General features: G+C 62.5%; 17 protein-coding genes. 6 read left to right on the top strand and 11 right to left on the bottom strand.

Annotation, left to right across the window (positions count from 1 at the left end; genetic code table 11):
* Window positions 1-4: 4 nt before the first annotated feature.
* The 7 genes from gatB to rpsU form a co-directional block, all read right to left on the bottom strand.
* The gene (gene gatB / locus CV013_RS01410) at window positions 5-1,501 is read right to left on the bottom strand and encodes an Asp-tRNA(Asn)/Glu-tRNA(Gln) amidotransferase subunit GatB (protein ID WP_102153475.1); all 1,497 of its coding nucleotides are present in this window, start codon (window positions 1,499-1,501) and stop codon (window positions 5-7) included.
* Window positions 1,494-1,634, bottom strand: a complete 141-nt coding sequence (locus CV013_RS15475; RefSeq protein WP_157935718.1) for a hypothetical protein — start codon at window positions 1,632-1,634, stop codon at window positions 1,494-1,496. Before CV013_RS15475 ends, gatB begins: the two co-directional genes overlap by 8 nt.
* Window positions 1,631-3,115, bottom strand: a complete 1,485-nt coding sequence (gene gatA, locus CV013_RS01415; protein ID WP_102153476.1) for an Asp-tRNA(Asn)/Glu-tRNA(Gln) amidotransferase subunit GatA — start codon at window positions 3,113-3,115, stop codon at window positions 1,631-1,633. Before gatA ends, CV013_RS15475 begins: the two co-directional genes overlap by 4 nt.
* Window positions 3,116-3,221: 106 nt before the next feature.
* Window positions 3,222-3,524, bottom strand: coding sequence for an Asp-tRNA(Asn)/Glu-tRNA(Gln) amidotransferase subunit GatC (gatC, locus tag CV013_RS01420; protein ID WP_102153477.1), 303 nt, complete (start codon window positions 3,522-3,524; stop codon window positions 3,222-3,224).
* 41 nt (window positions 3,525-3,565) lie between these two features.
* Window positions 3,566-5,278 carry a DUF4153 domain-containing protein gene (locus tag CV013_RS01425; protein WP_102153478.1) on the bottom strand — a complete coding sequence of 571 codons (1,713 nt, stop codon included), beginning with the start codon at window positions 5,276-5,278 and terminating at the stop codon, window positions 3,566-3,568.
* Between the two features lie 294 nt (window positions 5,279-5,572).
* On the bottom strand, window positions 5,573-6,145 hold the full coding sequence (locus CV013_RS01430; RefSeq protein ID WP_102153479.1) for an FKBP-type peptidyl-prolyl cis-trans isomerase: 573 nt from the start codon (window positions 6,143-6,145) through the stop codon (window positions 5,573-5,575).
* 175 nt (window positions 6,146-6,320) lie between these two features.
* Window positions 6,321-6,527, bottom strand: coding sequence for a 30S ribosomal protein S21 (gene rpsU / locus CV013_RS01435; protein ID WP_095012790.1), 207 nt, complete (start codon window positions 6,525-6,527; stop codon window positions 6,321-6,323).
* A gap of 196 nt (window positions 6,528-6,723) precedes the next feature.
* Here rpsU and crcB point away from each other — a divergent pair, with 196 nt between their 5' ends.
* Genes crcB through CV013_RS01465 form a run of 6 tightly spaced genes read left to right on the top strand, consistent with a single transcriptional unit; the run spans window position 6,724 to window position 10,525 of the window.
* The gene (gene crcB / locus CV013_RS01440; protein WP_102153480.1) at window positions 6,724-7,131 is read left to right on the top strand and encodes a fluoride efflux transporter CrcB; all 408 of its coding nucleotides are present in this window, start codon (window positions 6,724-6,726) and stop codon (window positions 7,129-7,131) included.
* Window positions 7,128-8,297 (top strand): RluA family pseudouridine synthase, encoded by a 1,170-nt coding sequence (locus CV013_RS01445; RefSeq protein ID WP_102153481.1) that lies wholly within the window; start codon window positions 7,128-7,130, stop codon window positions 8,295-8,297. The genes crcB and CV013_RS01445 overlap by 4 nt, the downstream gene beginning before the upstream one ends.
* A gap of 47 nt (window positions 8,298-8,344) precedes the next feature.
* Window positions 8,345-8,944 carry an FMN-binding negative transcriptional regulator gene (locus CV013_RS01450; RefSeq protein WP_102153482.1) on the top strand — a complete coding sequence of 200 codons (600 nt, stop codon included), beginning with the start codon at window positions 8,345-8,347 and terminating at the stop codon, window positions 8,942-8,944.
* Window positions 8,941-9,591, top strand: coding sequence for an HAD-IA family hydrolase (locus CV013_RS01455; protein ID WP_102153483.1), 651 nt, complete (start codon window positions 8,941-8,943; stop codon window positions 9,589-9,591). Before CV013_RS01450 ends, CV013_RS01455 begins: the two co-directional genes overlap by 4 nt.
* Entirely contained in the window at window positions 9,588-9,818 is a 231-nt protein-coding gene (locus CV013_RS01460; RefSeq protein ID WP_102153484.1) for a hypothetical protein, read from the top strand. Before CV013_RS01455 ends, CV013_RS01460 begins: the two co-directional genes overlap by 4 nt.
* On the top strand, window positions 9,815-10,525 hold the full coding sequence (locus CV013_RS01465; protein WP_102153485.1) for an ATP12 family chaperone protein: 711 nt from the start codon (window positions 9,815-9,817) through the stop codon (window positions 10,523-10,525). The genes CV013_RS01460 and CV013_RS01465 overlap by 4 nt, the downstream gene beginning before the upstream one ends.
* 471 nt (window positions 10,526-10,996) lie before the next feature.
* Here CV013_RS01465 and CV013_RS01470 read toward each other — a convergent pair whose 3' ends face one another.
* From CV013_RS01470 to CV013_RS01485, 4 genes are read right to left on the bottom strand one after another with little or no spacing between them, the layout of a single operon-like run.
* A complete protein-coding gene (locus CV013_RS01470) occupies window positions 10,997-11,584 on the bottom strand; it encodes an ABC-type transport auxiliary lipoprotein family protein (protein ID WP_102153486.1) in 588 nt (195 codons plus the stop codon).
* Window positions 11,585-11,609: 25 nt separating this feature from the next.
* A complete protein-coding gene (locus CV013_RS01475) occupies window positions 11,610-12,560 on the bottom strand; it encodes an MlaD family protein (protein ID WP_102153487.1) in 951 nt (316 codons plus the stop codon).
* Window positions 12,561-12,570: 10 nt separating this feature from the next.
* A complete protein-coding gene (locus CV013_RS01480) occupies window positions 12,571-13,470 on the bottom strand; it encodes an ABC transporter ATP-binding protein (protein WP_102153488.1) in 900 nt (299 codons plus the stop codon).
* Window positions 13,470-14,579, bottom strand: coding sequence for an MlaE family ABC transporter permease (locus CV013_RS01485; RefSeq protein WP_102153489.1), 1,110 nt, complete (start codon window positions 14,577-14,579; stop codon window positions 13,470-13,472). Before CV013_RS01485 ends, CV013_RS01480 begins: the two co-directional genes overlap by 1 nt.
* Window positions 14,580-14,625 lie beyond the last annotated feature (46 nt).

The raw sequence follows: 14,625 nt of genomic DNA on the forward strand, positions 1-14,625 counted from the left end.
CGCGTCAGCCCAGCTTGTCCTTCAAAATCTGATTGACCACTGCCGGATTGCCCTTGCCCTGCAGCGCCTTCATCGTCTGGCCAACGAAGAAGCCGAACAGCTTGTCCTTACCGCCGCGGTATTCCTCAACCTTGTCGGCATTGTTAGCCAAAACTTCGTCGATCACGCTTTCGATCGCGCCGGTATCGCTGAGCTGCTTCAGCCCTTCGGTTTCGGCAATCTCGGTCGGTTCGCGACCGGTTTTGAGTACGATTTCGTAGATTTCCTTGGCCTGCCCGCCGCTGATTTCGCCTGCATCCTGCATTTTCAGGATCGCGGCACTGGCGGCGGCGGTGTTGTTCTCAACCTTCGCCTCATCACCCAGAGCGTTGAGCACGCCCGGCGCGACCGAAAGCGTCCAGTTGGCAACCTGCGTCGCAACGTCCTTGTCACCTTTGCCCAGCGCGCTGGCGGTGGCGGAAAGCACGTCTTCGAACCGGCGAAACCCTTCCACTTCGGCGGTGAGCTGCGTGGCGTTGTATTCGCTCAGCCCCAGCTCTTCGACATAACGGCGCTTCTTCGCGTCGGGCAGTTCGGGCAGGCTTTCGCGGCATTCGACCAGAAAATCGTCGTCCAGGTCCAGCGGCAGCAGATCGGGATCGGGGAAGTAGCGGTAATCGTGCGCGTCTTCCTTGCTCCGCATCGACCGGGTTTCGTTGCGGTCCGGGTCGTAGAGGCGCGTTTCCTGCACCACTTTCCCGCCATCTTCGATCAGATCGACCTGACGGCGCGCCTCCTGCTCGATCACCGCCATCACGAAGCGGACCGAGTTGACGTTCTTGGTTTCGGTGCGGGTGCCGAATTCATCGCCCGGCTTGCGGACCGATACGTTCACGTCGGCGCGCATCGAACCCTGTTCCATGTTGCCGTCGCACGAACCGACATAGCGCAGGATCGAACGCAGCTTGCGGACATAGGCACCTGCCTCGGCCGGGGAGCGCATGTCGGGCTTGGAAACGATTTCCATCAGCGCCACGCCGCTGCGGTTGAGATCGACGTAGGACATGGTCGGGTGCTGATCGTGCATCAGCTTGCCTGCATCCTGTTCCACATGGATACGCTCGATCCCGATGCGCTTGTCCGCCGGGATACCCGCCTTCTCGTCCGCTTCGATCAGCAGCGAGCCTTCGCCTACCAGCGGATGATAGAGTTGGCTGATCTGATAACCCTGCGGCAAATCGGCGTAGAAGTAGTTCTTGCGGTCGAACCGGCTCCACTTGTTGATCTGCGCTTCGATGGCCATCCCGGTACGCACTGCCTGACGGATGCATTCGCGGTTGGGCACCGGCAGCATTCCCGGCATCGCCGCATCGACAAGGCTGACCTGCGCGTTCGGTTCCGCCCCGAATTCGGTGCTGGCGCCGGAAAACAGCTTGGCGTTGGAAGTAACCTGCGCGTGAACTTCCAGGCCGATCACGACCTCCCATTCGCCGGTTACACCCTGAATGCGGTAGCTACTCATCGTCGATCAACTTTCCATTCTTGTCGAAGCGCGCTTCGCCATGCGCCACCCGGCGGGCCAGAACGGCCGGCACCAGATAGAGCGTAATCATCACCGCAATGCCTGCGATTACCTCGATTAGACCGATGTTCACCACCACTTCTCCGGCCGAGCGGTGAACCCGGCGCGCTGTTCGATAGCGAGACCTGCGTTGAGCACGCCTTGTTCGTCAAACGCCTTGCCGATCAATTGCAGGCCGAGCGGCAGACCATCCTTGTTCAGCCCGGCGGGAACGCTCATCGCAGGCAGGCCCGCGAGCGAAGCGGGCACTGCGAACACATCGTTGAGGTACATCGCCAGCGGATCGTCGGACTTATCCCCCAGCGGGAAGCTGGCAGTGGGCGTCGTGGGTGCAAGGATCACGTCGCAGTGCTCGAACGCCGCCTTGAAATCCTGCGAGATCAGTGTGCGAACGCGCTGCGCCTGATTGTAATAGGCATCGTAGAACCCGGCGCTGAGTACATATGTGCCGATCATGATCCGCCGTTTGACTTCGTCGCCAAATCCGGCCGCGCGGGTGGCGGCATACATTTCCTGCAAATTGGCCCCTTCGGGCAAATCGCGCAGGCCGTAACGCACCCCGTCGTACCGCGCGAGATTGCTCGATGCCTCGGCAGGCGCGACGATGTAATAGGCAGGCAGCGCGTATTTGGTGTGCGGCAGGCTCACCTCAACGATTTCCGCCCCCGCGTCGCGCAACCAGGCAATGCCGTTGTCCCACGATTCCAGAATATCGGGGTCGGTCCCTTCCATCCGGTATTCCTTGGGAATGCCCACCCGGTGCCCGCTCATGTCCGCATCCAGACCATCGGTCCATTCGGGCACTGTCAGGTTCAGCGAAGTCGAATCCTTCGGATCGAACCCGGCCATCGCCTCCAGCATGATCGCACAATCGGTGACATCGCGTGCCATCGGCCCCGCCTGATCCAGACTGCTGGCGAAGGCCACGATGCCCCAGCGGCTGCAACGGCCATAGGTCGGCTTGATCCCGGTGATCCCGGTGAAGGCAGCGGGCTGGCGGATCGAGCCGCCGGTATCGGTGCCGGTCGCCGCCGGACAAAGGCGCGCGGCCACTGCCGCCGAACTGCCGCCCGATGAACCGCCCGGCGCCAGCCCGGCATTGCTACCCTGCTTGCGCCAGGGTGAGATCACATTGCCGAAATAGCTGGTTTCATTGCTCGACCCCATCGCGAACTGATCGAGGTTGAGCTTGCCCAGCATCCCCGCCCCGGCCTTCCATAAATTGGCCGAAACGGTGCTTTCATACTGAGGAATGAACCCTTCGAGGATATGGCTGGCAGCGGTGGTCTGCACACCTTGCGTGGCGAACAGATCCTTCATCCCGATCGGAACACCGGCCATCTTGCCCAGCGTTTCACCCTTGGCGCGGGCAGCGTCCACTGCCTCCGCCGCCTCCAGCGCCTTTTCCGGGGTGGCGACGATGAATGCGTTCAGCGCATCCTGCGCGGCGGCGACATTGGCGTTGAACGCCTCTGCCACTTCGCGGGCGGAAAACGTACCGGCAGCAACCCCATCGCGGATCGCCTTTACGCCAAGATCAGTCAGGTCGGTCATACTGTAAATGTCCCTGCGAAGAAGAGCGCGGAATGCCGCGCGGGCTTCGCCAGATTGATTGCGATCCCCGCCCGTGCGGAGAAAAGCGAACGGTTGCCCCGGCGGTTCATTCGATGACCTTGGGCACCCCGAAGAACCCGTGCTCAGCAGCGGGCGCATTGGCCAGCACTTTATCCCGAATGCCGCCACCGGTCAGCGGATCGGCATCGACGACATCGTCACGCAACCGTTGATGATTGGGGATGACCGCGGTCATCGGTTCGACACCGCTGGTATCGACTTCCCCCAATTGCTCCACCCAGGCGAGGATGCCGTTGAATTCGGGGACCATACGGTCAAGCGCAGCGTCATCCATCTGGATGCGCGCGAGGCTGGCGATCTTCGCCACGGTTTCTCTGTCGACGGACATGACTCTGCCGTTAGCCGCGAGCGCGCGGCGCTTCAAGCGGGTCAGTCGTCATCCAGTGGGCGATCGAGCGGTTTTCCGTCGACGAAAATGTAACGCTTCTCGATTGTGCGAATTTCAACCTTGCTGTCCGGCCCGCTGACCGATGGGTATTCCTTCGCCAATGCATCGCTCGGCGTGTCCGCTTCGGGCAAGGTAACTTCCGCAAATGACCTACCTTGCACGATGGCGACATGGCGTTTCCCGTCGCGTGGTGCGCGGGTTTCAATCGCAATGCAGGCTTCGTTACATACCCACCGGTTATCTCTGATATACTCGCGAACAAGCTTTTCCAGTTTTGGATCAGATGGTTGCAATCTAATGAGGAAATCGGTCACTTCCGCCGGTGTCATCGTGCGATAGGGGCGCGTTTTCTGCGCCTGCGCCTCTTTGGCGAATTTGGCGGTATCGCCTTCGCCCTGCGCCAGCCTGGCCAGAGCGCGGCGCCCGGCGTCGCCAAAATCCCACCGCAGCGCGGCATAGTCGAACCTGTCAGGGCTGACTTTGCCGCTTTCCAGCCGGGCGATCTGGCTGCGCGCGGAAATCGCCCCGAAATCGAGAATCGGCAAAGCAAGAAACAGCGCAACCACGCAGATCGCCGCCGCCAGATGAATGTTCGATTCGCGGATGCGCGCCATCCAGCCGCCTGACTGCGCTTTGCCGCGCCACCCGCGCAGCACCGCGACCAGCCATGCAAGGCCGTAAGCACAGGCCACGCCAATCGCCACCAGCCCCCACAGCCGCTCTGGACTGAGGCCATATTGCGCCACCCGCGTGCCCAGCGATACCGCTGCGAACACCGTCAGCGGCAGGATACTGAGCGCCAGCACCAGCCCGGCAATCCGCAGCACGCGATTGTGGCTGGCATCGACATCCGAATCGCGCACGATGGCATTGGCCAGCACCCATGCCCCGGCGGCGCAAGTCAGCAGGATCGGCGTAGCGCTACGTGTCGCTTCCCACAGCACATCCGGCCCCGAAACGATCATCGCCAGCAGGAACAGCGCCAGCCCCAGTGCCATCGGCACCGCGAGGATCGACAGCACGACCATCACCACCCGCTGCAACGTGCCGAGGATTTTCAATTCGTTCCGCAGAACACCCAGCGCCGCGCCGAACGCAGCGCCGCTCCATATCCAGCCGAACCAGTCCTTGTTCATCAGATCGCGCAGGAAATCGATTTTCAGCAGATGGAACAGCGCCGCCATCAGCGCCAGCATCAGCCATGCGGCACCCATGAACGCCAGCGCGCCCGCACCGCTGATCGCGTCGCTCCATGCCGACTCGTGCAGTGTGCGATAAGGCGTGGCAAAGCGGGTGCGGTGGAACCCCGCCTGATACATCGGCAGAGCCAGACCGGTGGCGATCACCCCGGCGAAGAAGCCATATTCGGGATCCGCAATACTATCGCCGCCGCCGACCGCCCGCCATGCAAGCCCCGCCATCACTACGCCTGCGCCCAGCGCAAATGCCAGCGCGCCTTTCCACCGGTCACGCTCGACCAGAAAAGCGAACGAGATCGACCCGAAGAACAGGAACGCGGCCAGCGCCGCGCGCCAGCCCACTTTCACATACGGCCCAGCCCCTCCGCCGGAAAAATGGATCGCCAGCCCGGCAGCGGCGAGCACGGCACCGAGCAACCACGGGCGCAAGGTCCATTCGCTGTGCGATTCGTCAGAGGTATCGTTCGGTTGCCGTGCCGTTTCGTGATCGTTCATATGCCTCTCCGCCCCTGCAATACTCTCGCATTATTGTTGAGGAGTAGCACGATCTGACGCGGCGCACCTGAAGAAAAGCGGGGCGCCGGATCAAGTCCGGCGTGACGATTTGGGGAAGCGGAAGTGAAGCAGGCATCTGCCTCACTCTCCCCGTCACCCCGGCCCCTGAGCCGGGGTCCAGCCACCTCCGTTGCAACCGTTCCCGCAACTTCGCCAGACACACGAAAGGGCAGCGTTCGCAATCGCCGTTCGCGACCCAAACGCTGCCCTTACGGCAATCTCAGAAAGGCTGGATTATTGCGGGCCGCCAGCACCCGGTGCAGCGCCGCCCTGACCCTGCATCTGCATTTGCATCATCTGCTGGATCGCCTGAACACGGCGTTCGAAATCGGCGCGGGCCATGATTTCGCTGACCTTGATATCGAATACCAGATCGGCGTTGGGCGGGATCGGCGCGCCGGGGGGCGGCGTGGCGCCATATGCCTTGTCAGCAGGAATATGCAGCACATAGTGGCCGCCCTTCTGCATTTTCATCAGCCCTTCGCGGAAACCGGGGATTGTTTCCCCTTCGCCCAGAGTCATCGGGGTGCCTTCAGGGAAAATGCCTTTCGCCACCGGCGGCAGGGGCTGCGACCGGTCGAATTCCTTACCATCGGCCAGCTTGCCGACATATTCGACGAACACGACATCTTCCGCAGTGGGGGTCGGCCCGCTGCCCGCTGTCAGCGTGTCAATCGAAACACCCTTGGGCGTGGCGAGCCAGGCAATGCCTGCCGCGATCAGCACGACAACGATCACACCCAGCCAGAGCTTGGTGAGCGAACCCTTGGCAATGGGTTGCAGCGGAACGCGGGTGATTTCAGTCATGGCAGACGTATTCCTGATACTGTGTGCCGGGAATCCGGCCTGATGCGAAACCCCACACGTCGATGCCGAACGGATAAAACCGAGCGAATACGACAAGGGGCGCAGATTGCTCCGCGCCCCGATGCCTTATCGTTGCCGTGGGTTCAAGACAATTGGGCCGCTGGCCCGCGTTGTCTTACTTGATCCCGTCGCGTTCCATCCGCTTGCGCTCCATCTTGCGGGCGCGGCGGACAGCGGCAGCCTTTTCACGGGCGCGCTTTTCGCTAGGCTTTTCGTAGTGGCGACGCAGCTTCATTTCGCGATACACACCTTCCCGCTGCAGCTTCTTCTTGAGCGCGCGGAGAGCCTGGTCGACATTGTTATCGCGAACGATGATCTGCATAAATCGAATACACCTCACAGCAAATGACGTGGAACCCGCGAACGGCGCGGGCAAACGCCTTTGAATTTCAACGAAAAACGCCCCGCATCCGTTCCCGGAGCGGTTCGAACAGGGGCGCCTGTAGCGAGAGATTCGCCATTTTGCAAGCTGCGAGGGGAGTTTGCACGCGCGCCGCAGGGCGCTAAGGGCGCGGTACATGGCTATTCCATCTCCCCTTACCGCCACGGCGTTCGTCTTTGCAGGCGGCGGCATTGGCGCAGTGCTGCGTTACCAGCTCGGCCGGTTCATGACCCACGTGCTTGGCCCCAATGTCGTGACCGCGTTCCCGTGGGCGACGCTGGCGGCCAACGTGATCGGCGGCCTGTCGATGGGGCTGCTCGCCGGATGGCTGGCCCGCCACGGCAGCCACGGGGAAACCTGGCGGCTGTTCATCGGCGTAGGGCTGCTAGGCGGCTTCACGACATTTTCCAGCTTCAGCCTTGAAACGATGCTGCTGATCGAACGCGGTCAGGCCACGACCGCAGCGATTTACGCCATCGTTTCGGTGCTGGCAGCACTCACCGGCCTGTATATCGGCCTGATTACGATGCGAGTCGCCGGATGAGCAAACCACAAAACCCAACCGACTCCAGCCCAACCGACTCCAGCGAAGTGCGCCAGTTCACTGTCGCGCCGGACGATGACGGTGTCCGGCTCGACCGCTGGTTCAAGCGGCATTTGCCCCAAATCGGCTTCGGCACGGTCAGCCGCTGGGCCCGTACGGGTCAGGTGCGGGTCGATGGCAAGCGGGCCAAACCGGAGGACCGCCTGAGCGCGGGGCAGGTGCTGCGCGTGCCGCCGGGCGGCGATACTCCGCATCGCACCGCCAAACCGCTCAAGGAACTGACACCCGATCAGGTGGCAGAGGCCGAAGCGATGGTCATCAAGCAGACCCGCGCGGCCATCGTGCTCAACAAACCGCCCGGCCTTGCCACGCAGGGCGGCACGAAGACTCACAACCATGTCGATGGCTTGCTCGATGCCTTTGCCGGCGATGGGGAGCCGCGTCCGCGACTGGTTCACCGGCTGGACAAGGATACCAGCGGCGTCTTGCTGGTCGCCCGTACTCCGGGCAGCGCGGCGTTCTTTTCCAAGCGGTTTTCCGGGCGCAGTGCCAAGAAAGTCTATTGGGCGCTGGTCGTCGGGCGGCCTGAACTGAGCGAAGGCATGATCGACGCACCTCTCGCCAAACAGCCGGGCACCGGCGGCGAGAAAATGCATGTCGACGAGGAAAACGGGCAACCGGCCAAGACCCGCTATCGCGTGGTCGAGCGCGCAGGGAACACAGCCGCATGGGTCGAGCTGGAACCGTTGACCGGGCGCACCCACCAGTTGCGCGCGCATATGGCGGCCATCGGCCACCCCATCGTGGGCGATGGAAAATATGGCGGGCAAAACGCATTCCTGACCGGCAGCGTCAGTCGCAAGATGCACCTTCACGCGCGCCGACTGATTATCGACCATCCCGATGGCGGCAAGCTGGACGTGACCGCCGACTTGCCCGAACATTTCGCCGCAACGATGGAACAGATGGGTTTCGACCTGTCGCTGTCCGACGCGGCACCGACACAAGGGCCGCCCCCGCCGGGCAAGACAGAGAAGAAGCAGGCCGCGCGCCAACATGCCAAGCAGGTTCGCAAATCGCGCCCGTCCCGCCGTGGCCGTGGCGCTGCGAACAAAGTCGCCAAGGGTGATCCGGGCAAAGGGGCTGGCCGGGGCAAACGCCCGTGATCGCGCCTGTCGTCATCGCCAGCCATCGCGCCGGGGCTAACCGATAGATGCACCCTAACGCCCTGTTCCGCAGCGAAGATCGCGCTCTGTTCGAAACGCTGATCGATGAAATCGGCTTCGGCATGGTGTTCACGACCACGCCCGATGGCCCGCGCGTGGCGCATACCCCGCTGCTTTCGACCGGGGACGGCGCGGTGCAGTTCCACATCGCGCGCGGCAACGCGCTGACCCGGTATCTCGATGGCGGCACCGTGCTGGTGACGATCAACGGGCCGGATGCCTATGTCTCCCCCCGCTGGTATGCCGACCGGGGAACTGTGCCGACATGGAACTACGTCTCGCTCGAACTCGAAGGGCGGGTGCGGCGGATGGGATCGGAAGGGCTGGAGGGGCTGCTCCACGCGCTGATCCTGCGTCACGAAGGGCGCGCAGGCGGCGAACAGTGGAAGGCCGAGGAAACCCCGCCCGACATGTGGCGTAAACTGCTGGGCGCCATCGTCGGCTTCGAACTGGAAGTGCTGGCGTGGCGGCCCACGTTCAAGCTATCGCAGAACAAGTCCGCTGCCGAGCGCGCCGCGATTGCCAGCGGGCTGGAACAACACGGCAGCCCCGCGCTGGCCCACCTGATGCGGACTCTCAGCGAATGACCCGGCTGGCAGTGTTCGATTGCGACGGCACGCTGGTCGATGGACAGGCGGCGGTGTGCGATGCGATGGATGCGGCCTTTGCCGCTGCGGGCCTGACACTGCCCGATCGCAATCGGGTGCGCCGCATCGTCGGGCTGAGCCTGCCGCAAGCGGTGCGCGTGCTCGCCCCGGATGCGGAGGCAGACCGGCAGACAGCGGCGGTCGACGCATACAAGGCATCGTTCCGCGCCACTCGCGAACAGGGACGTCTGGAAGAACCTCTGTTCGAAGGGATCGCCGCCTTGCTTCACGCGCTGCGTGACAATGGCTGGCAACTGGCAGTGGCCACGGGCAAATCCGACCGAGGGCTGGCCGCCTGCCTTGCTGCACATGGGATCGCAGACTTGTTCATATCGCTCCAGACTGCGGATCGACACCCCTCGAAACCACACCCCGCGATGCTGGAAGCTGCCCTGTTCGAAGCGGCGGCACAGCCGGGCGATGCCGTGATGATCGGCGACACCACCTTCGATATCGATATGGCCCGCGCCGCCGGAGTGCGCGCCATCGGCGTTGCGTGGGGATACCATGCCCCCGCCGAACTGATCGCAGCAGGTGCCGAAGCGGTCGCCGCGACCTGTGCCGAACTGGAAGGATTGCTGCAATGATCGGCGGAAACGACGGTGGCAACGAAGACAAAGCGCGCGGACGCTACATCATCATAAATGCTCTGCGCTTGTCGGGCGTAGCGATCATAATTCTCGGCCTGCTGATTCACGAGGGGCTATTCGACCTGCCGCAATGGATAAGCTGGCCCTTGCTGGCGATCGGCTTGATCGAAGTGTTCGTGACTCCGCAGATCCTGGCTCGCATGTGGAGGACACCGCCCGAATGAAGCGGTTTTGGAAAGAGGTGTCGGTGATCGCTGCGGAGAGTGTCTGGCAGATCGCTCTCGACGGGCGCGCGATCAAAACACAGGGCGGCAAGGCACAGATCCTGCCGACCCGCGCGCTGGCTGAGATGCTGGCCGGGGAATGGCGCGCGCAGGGCGATGACGTCGATCCCGCAACCTTCCCGCTGCGCGATATGGCAGACTATGCCATCGATCAGGTCGCCGCCGATCCAGCGGGCGCTGCTGCCAAGCTGCTGGCCTATGCCGAAACCGACACGCTGTGCTATCGCGCCGATCCCGACGAACCGCTCCATGCGCGGCAGCAGGAAGTGTGGGAGCCGATTGTCACTGCATTCGAAGCGCGCGAAGGGGTGCGGCTGGCGCGGGTCAGCGGCATTGTCCACCATCTGCAACCCGATGCGACAATGGATGCCTTGCGCGCGCGACTGGCCCGGCTCGATCCGTTTATTCTCGCTCCGCTGGAAGTGATGACCGCGCTGTCCGCATCGCTGTGCGTCGCATTGTCCGCTCTGGAGCCGGACGCCGATCATGCCGCTCTGTGGGCCGCCTCCGAACTGGAAGAGCACTGGCAGGCCGAATTATGGGGCCGCGACGAAGAGGCCAAGGCCCGCCACGATACCCGCACCAAAGCATTTATGCTGGCGGCCGATTTCGCGCGGGCGGCAACGGACAACAACGGCGAGGCGTGAAGGGGGGAATCCCCCCTCGTACCCGCTGGCCCTTCCCGCCCTCGTCATTGCGAGGAGCCATAGGCGACGTGGCAATCCATCGACCATACCTCGCCTCCATCGCAACCGATGCGATGAGAGGGGGCGTCGGGTGGAAGCTTGTCACACGAAGGCGCGAAGGCACGGAGAAGGTTTGGTTCTGGGGGAGAGGACGCACTGCCGATGGTTGGTCAATGCTATTACGCGTATCCCCTCCACTCGTCATTGCGAGGAGCCGAAGGCGACGTGGCAATCCATCGACCATACCTCGCCTCCATCGCAACCGCCGCGATAGGAGGGGGTGTCGGGACATGGATTGCTTCACTGCGTTCGCAATGACGAGCGGGGAGGCAGGCGCAGGAACCGAGCCCCGATACGGGCCGGGGTAACGAGAGGAAAACGCGCCTGAGAAGTGGGTGTCGGAATAGAACGATACGAACTTCAGTTCGCCGCTTACCCCACCCACTCCGCGACATCGCTGGCCACTTTGTTGGCCGCTTCGTTCAGCGCAGCACTTACCGGACCTGCTTCGGGTGCGGTCGCAGGAACTTGCGCTGAAAAGCGCCGGGTTTTCACTTTCTGTCCGCTGACGTCGAGCACCGCATCATACGTGACCACCGCCTGCATCGAACGGGCATCGTATCCGAATTCGGTGAGGGTTCCGCGCAACTGGCGTTTGGGCGTCAGCGCGGTTTCGTCGTTGTCGATCACCAGTTTGCCGGTCTTGGCGCGGATCGTTTCGCCCAGCAGATTGCGGAACAGCTTGGCCGGGGCATCAACCCATTGGGCATCCTTGAGATAGGCGACGCTGGTCGCATCGACCTGCACCGGCACCCGCGTGGTCGACAGTTTGGCCGCCGCCTCCGGCTCCGTCACAGCCAGCGCACCGGCAGCATCGCCAGAGATCGTCGTTCCCGCGGACACCGTGGCATCGGGGGTCAGCGTCAGCAAACTGTCGGGCACTTTGCCGCCGAGGCTGACGCAACCGGACAGCAGAACGGCAGGAACCAGCAGAGCGGCATAGCGGATAGGACGGATCATCACGGAAAGGTTCCTCGTCACGGGCTTATTTCGGATCGTAATCGGGCAGCTTTTTGCCCCCGATCAGACTACCGGCACCCTGGTTCTTGAGCTGGTCTGTCATTTCGCGCAGCGCCTTGCTGGTACGCCGCAGGTCCTGCATCGTCGCATCGACCGCCGGCAGTGTGCTTTCGCTCAGTTCGCGCGCAGCAGGCCGGGCATCGTTGAGCGTGGCGGTCAGCGCCTTGCCCGCCTGATCGGCGGATTTCAGCGTCTGGCGCATCTGTTCGGCCAGATTCTGGCCATCCTTGTTCACCAGATCGTTGGTCGAATTCATCACCTTCTCGAACGAATCGAGCGCTTCGCTGCCCTGCCGCAACGTAACCTGCAATTCAGCCAGCGTCCGCTTCACTTCGGGCGTCGCGCTCGAAAGATCCGCCGTCATCTTGTTGGTATTGGCCAGAATTCCCGCAATCGAATCCTGATTGCGGTCCGACAGCAGTTGCGTCAGCCGTTCGGTCAATGTGGCCAGTCGTTCCAGCAACAGTGGCGCATTGGCCAGCAATTCGTTGAAACCGCCCGCCTTGGGCGGAATCACCGGCACATCTTCCGGGCAGGCAGTGGTTTCACATGTGATCGGCGGCGCACCATTGCGCGCACCGTCGAGCATAATAGTCGAAACGCCGGTGAAGGAGCCCTGAATCGTAGCGGTCGTGCCAACCAGAATCGGCACGTTTTCGTCAATCTTCACTCTCACACGAACGAACTGGGGGTCTTTCTCCCACAACTGGATTTCGCTGACCTGCCCCGAGGGGACACCGGCGAAGCTGACTACCGACCCTTTCGCCAGGCCGGAAACCGACTGGTTGAAAAATATGTCGTAATCTTTCTGACTGCCTTTGTTCAGCCCGGCCAGCCAGACGAAAAACACCGCCAGCGCAGCGAGCAGGAGGAGCGTGACCGCCCCGACCCAGATGTGATTGGCCCGTGTTTCCATTGCGTTCTTCCTATGCCCCCTTGTCCGGGGCGCTGTCTATCGCTTTGCTATCGGCCCTGGCGCGCTGGTGGCTGTCTTTCGCCGCCCGGCCGCGCGGGCCGTTGAAATATTCGTCGATCCACGGATGGTCGCTTTCCAGCAATTCGGGGATCGTGCCGATAGCGATCACTTTCTTGTCCGCCAGCACCGCTACCCGGTCGCAGATTTCGTATAGCGTATCGAGATCGTGGGTAATCAGGAACACCGTCAGCCCCAGCGTATCGGCCAGTTCGCGTGTCAACCGGTCGAACGCCGCCGCGCCGATCGGATCGAGCCCCGCCGTCGGTTCATCCAGAAACAGCAGTTCGGGGTCGAGCGCCAGCGCTCGGGCGAGCCCGGCGCGCTTCTTCATACCGCCGGACAGTTCGGATGGATACTTCGCCGCCGCTTCCGCGGACAGCCCCGTCAGCACGACCTTGAACCGGGCGATTTCGTCGAGCAGCTCGGGCCCTATTTCTGGGTAGAACTGCTTAAGCGGCACCTGCACGTTCTCGCCCACTGTCAAAGTGGAAAACAGGGCCCCGCCCTGAAACAACACGCCCCACCGGTTACGCACGCCCAGCGTCTCGTCCGGATCGGCATCGGTGATCGAGCGTCCGAAGACCTCTATATGCCCTTCCTGCGGCACTTGAAGGCCGATAATCGAGCGCATCAGCACCGATTTGCCGGTGCCCGAACCGCCGACCACGCCGAGGATTTCGCCGCGCCGCACCTTGAGCGACAAATCCTCGTGGACCACCTGATCGCCAAACCGGTTGGTCAGGCCTTCCACCACGATAGGGTATTCGCCGGTATAGCGCTGCTCGCTGCCCGTCTGCTGGCTATTGTCCGGCTGTTCGTCCTGGGTGTCGATGGCGTCGGCCTCAGTCATCAGTCCCACCCGATCGACGTGAAGAACACCGCGAAAAACGCATCGAGCACGATGACAGAGAAGATACCGAGCACCACCGCCTTCGTCGTCCGCAGGCCGACATCTTCGGAATTACCCTGCACCTGCATCCCCTGATAACAGCCGGTCAGGCCGACGATCAGGCCGAATACCGGCGCCTTTATCATCCCGACATAGAAATCGGTCAGCGGAACCACTTCTTTGATTCGCAAAAGAAATGTTCCAAATGGAATGCCCAGCGAGAAACCTGAGACCGTCGCCCCGCCAATGATCGCCATGACCGAAGCATAGAAACCAAGCAGCACCATCATGAATGTCACCGCCAGCACGCGCGGCACGACCAGCGCTTCCATCGGGGAAATCCCGATTGTCCGCATCGCATCGATTTCTTCGGTCAGCTTCATCGTACCGAGTTGTGCAGCGAAGGCAGAGCCGGAGCGGCCCGCAACCATAATCGCGGTCATCAACACACCCAGTTCGCGCATAGTGATGCGGCCAACCAGATTCACAGTCAGCATTTCCGCGCCAAACTGAGCGAGCTGAACGGCACCCTGTTGCGCGATGACGATCCCGATCAGAAAACTCATCAAGCCGATGATGCCCAGCGCAGCCACGCCCACCAGTTCGAACTGACGGACAAGCGCTGTCATGCGGAAGCGGCGCGGATGGCGTATCAGACTGAAAATGGAAGCGATGAAGGCGCCGAAGAAGCCCAGCGCATAGAGCCCACCGCGACCCATCGCGAAAACCTGATCGCCCACCCCGCCGAACACACGCTGTGCGAATGGCAGGCGTTGGGGCGACACATCGATATCGTCGTCGATATCCCCGACAGCGCCCAGCAACCGTTTTGCCCGATCGCTTGCCCCGGTAACCGCTGCCCCGGTCTCGCGCGCCAGAGTGCACGCGATCCACGCGCCCACCGTATCGATTTCCGTAACTTCGGAAATATCGATTTCGGCAAACGGCCCGGTCAGTGCGCGCAAGTCGCTATCGACCGCGCCGACAGTGGATATCAGGTAGGGCCCGCGCAGCACCAGCCGCTGGCCCCCGCCGGTATCCTCGATGGAAAATTCTGCCCCTTCGCTCATGCCCTGTTGCCTATGCGGGTAAATCGTCCCGACGACAAGCGCGGGA

The sequence above is a fragment of the Tsuneonella flava genome, from assembly GCF_002870965.1.
In the GTDB taxonomy this organism is placed as follows: domain Bacteria; phylum Pseudomonadota; class Alphaproteobacteria; order Sphingomonadales; family Sphingomonadaceae; genus Tsuneonella; species Tsuneonella flava.

Excerpts from the sequence above, each read along its gene's own strand:
- CV013_RS01475 (WP_102153487.1), bottom strand. The coding sequence starts at position 12,560 with ATGGAAACACGGGCCAATCACATCTGGGTCGGGGCGGTCACGCTCCTC.
- CV013_RS01485 (WP_102153489.1), bottom strand. The coding sequence starts at position 14,579 with ATGAGCGAAGGGGCAGAATTTTCCATCGAGGATACCGGCGGGGGCCAG.
- gatB (WP_102153475.1), bottom strand. The coding sequence starts at position 1,501 with ATGAGTAGCTACCGCATTCAGGGTGTAACCGGCGAATGGGAGGTCGTG.
- CV013_RS01445 (WP_102153481.1), top strand. The coding sequence starts at position 7,128 with ATGAGCAAACCACAAAACCCAACCGACTCCAGCCCAACCGACTCCAGC.
- CV013_RS01450 (WP_102153482.1), top strand. The coding sequence starts at position 8,345 with ATGCACCCTAACGCCCTGTTCCGCAGCGAAGATCGCGCTCTGTTCGAA.
- crcB (WP_102153480.1), top strand. The coding sequence starts at position 6,724 with ATGGCTATTCCATCTCCCCTTACCGCCACGGCGTTCGTCTTTGCAGGC.
- CV013_RS01425 (WP_102153478.1), bottom strand. The coding sequence starts at position 5,278 with ATGAACGATCACGAAACGGCACGGCAACCGAACGATACCTCTGACGAA.
- CV013_RS01465 (WP_102153485.1), top strand. The coding sequence starts at position 9,815 with ATGAAGCGGTTTTGGAAAGAGGTGTCGGTGATCGCTGCGGAGAGTGTC.
- CV013_RS01455 (WP_102153483.1), top strand. The coding sequence starts at position 8,941 with ATGACCCGGCTGGCAGTGTTCGATTGCGACGGCACGCTGGTCGATGGA.
- CV013_RS01470 (WP_102153486.1), bottom strand. The coding sequence starts at position 11,584 with ATGATCCGTCCTATCCGCTATGCCGCTCTGCTGGTTCCTGCCGTTCTG.
- gatA (WP_102153476.1), bottom strand. The coding sequence starts at position 3,115 with ATGACCGACCTGACTGATCTTGGCGTAAAGGCGATCCGCGATGGGGTT.
- CV013_RS01430 (WP_102153479.1), bottom strand. The coding sequence starts at position 6,145 with ATGACTGAAATCACCCGCGTTCCGCTGCAACCCATTGCCAAGGGTTCG.
- CV013_RS01480 (WP_102153488.1), bottom strand. The coding sequence starts at position 13,470 with ATGACTGAGGCCGACGCCATCGACACCCAGGACGAACAGCCGGACAAT.
- rpsU (WP_095012790.1), bottom strand. The coding sequence starts at position 6,527 with ATGCAGATCATCGTTCGCGATAACAATGTCGACCAGGCTCTCCGCGCG.
- CV013_RS01460 (WP_102153484.1), top strand. The coding sequence starts at position 9,588 with ATGATCGGCGGAAACGACGGTGGCAACGAAGACAAAGCGCGCGGACGC.
- gatC (WP_102153477.1), bottom strand. The coding sequence starts at position 3,524 with ATGTCCGTCGACAGAGAAACCGTGGCGAAGATCGCCAGCCTCGCGCGC.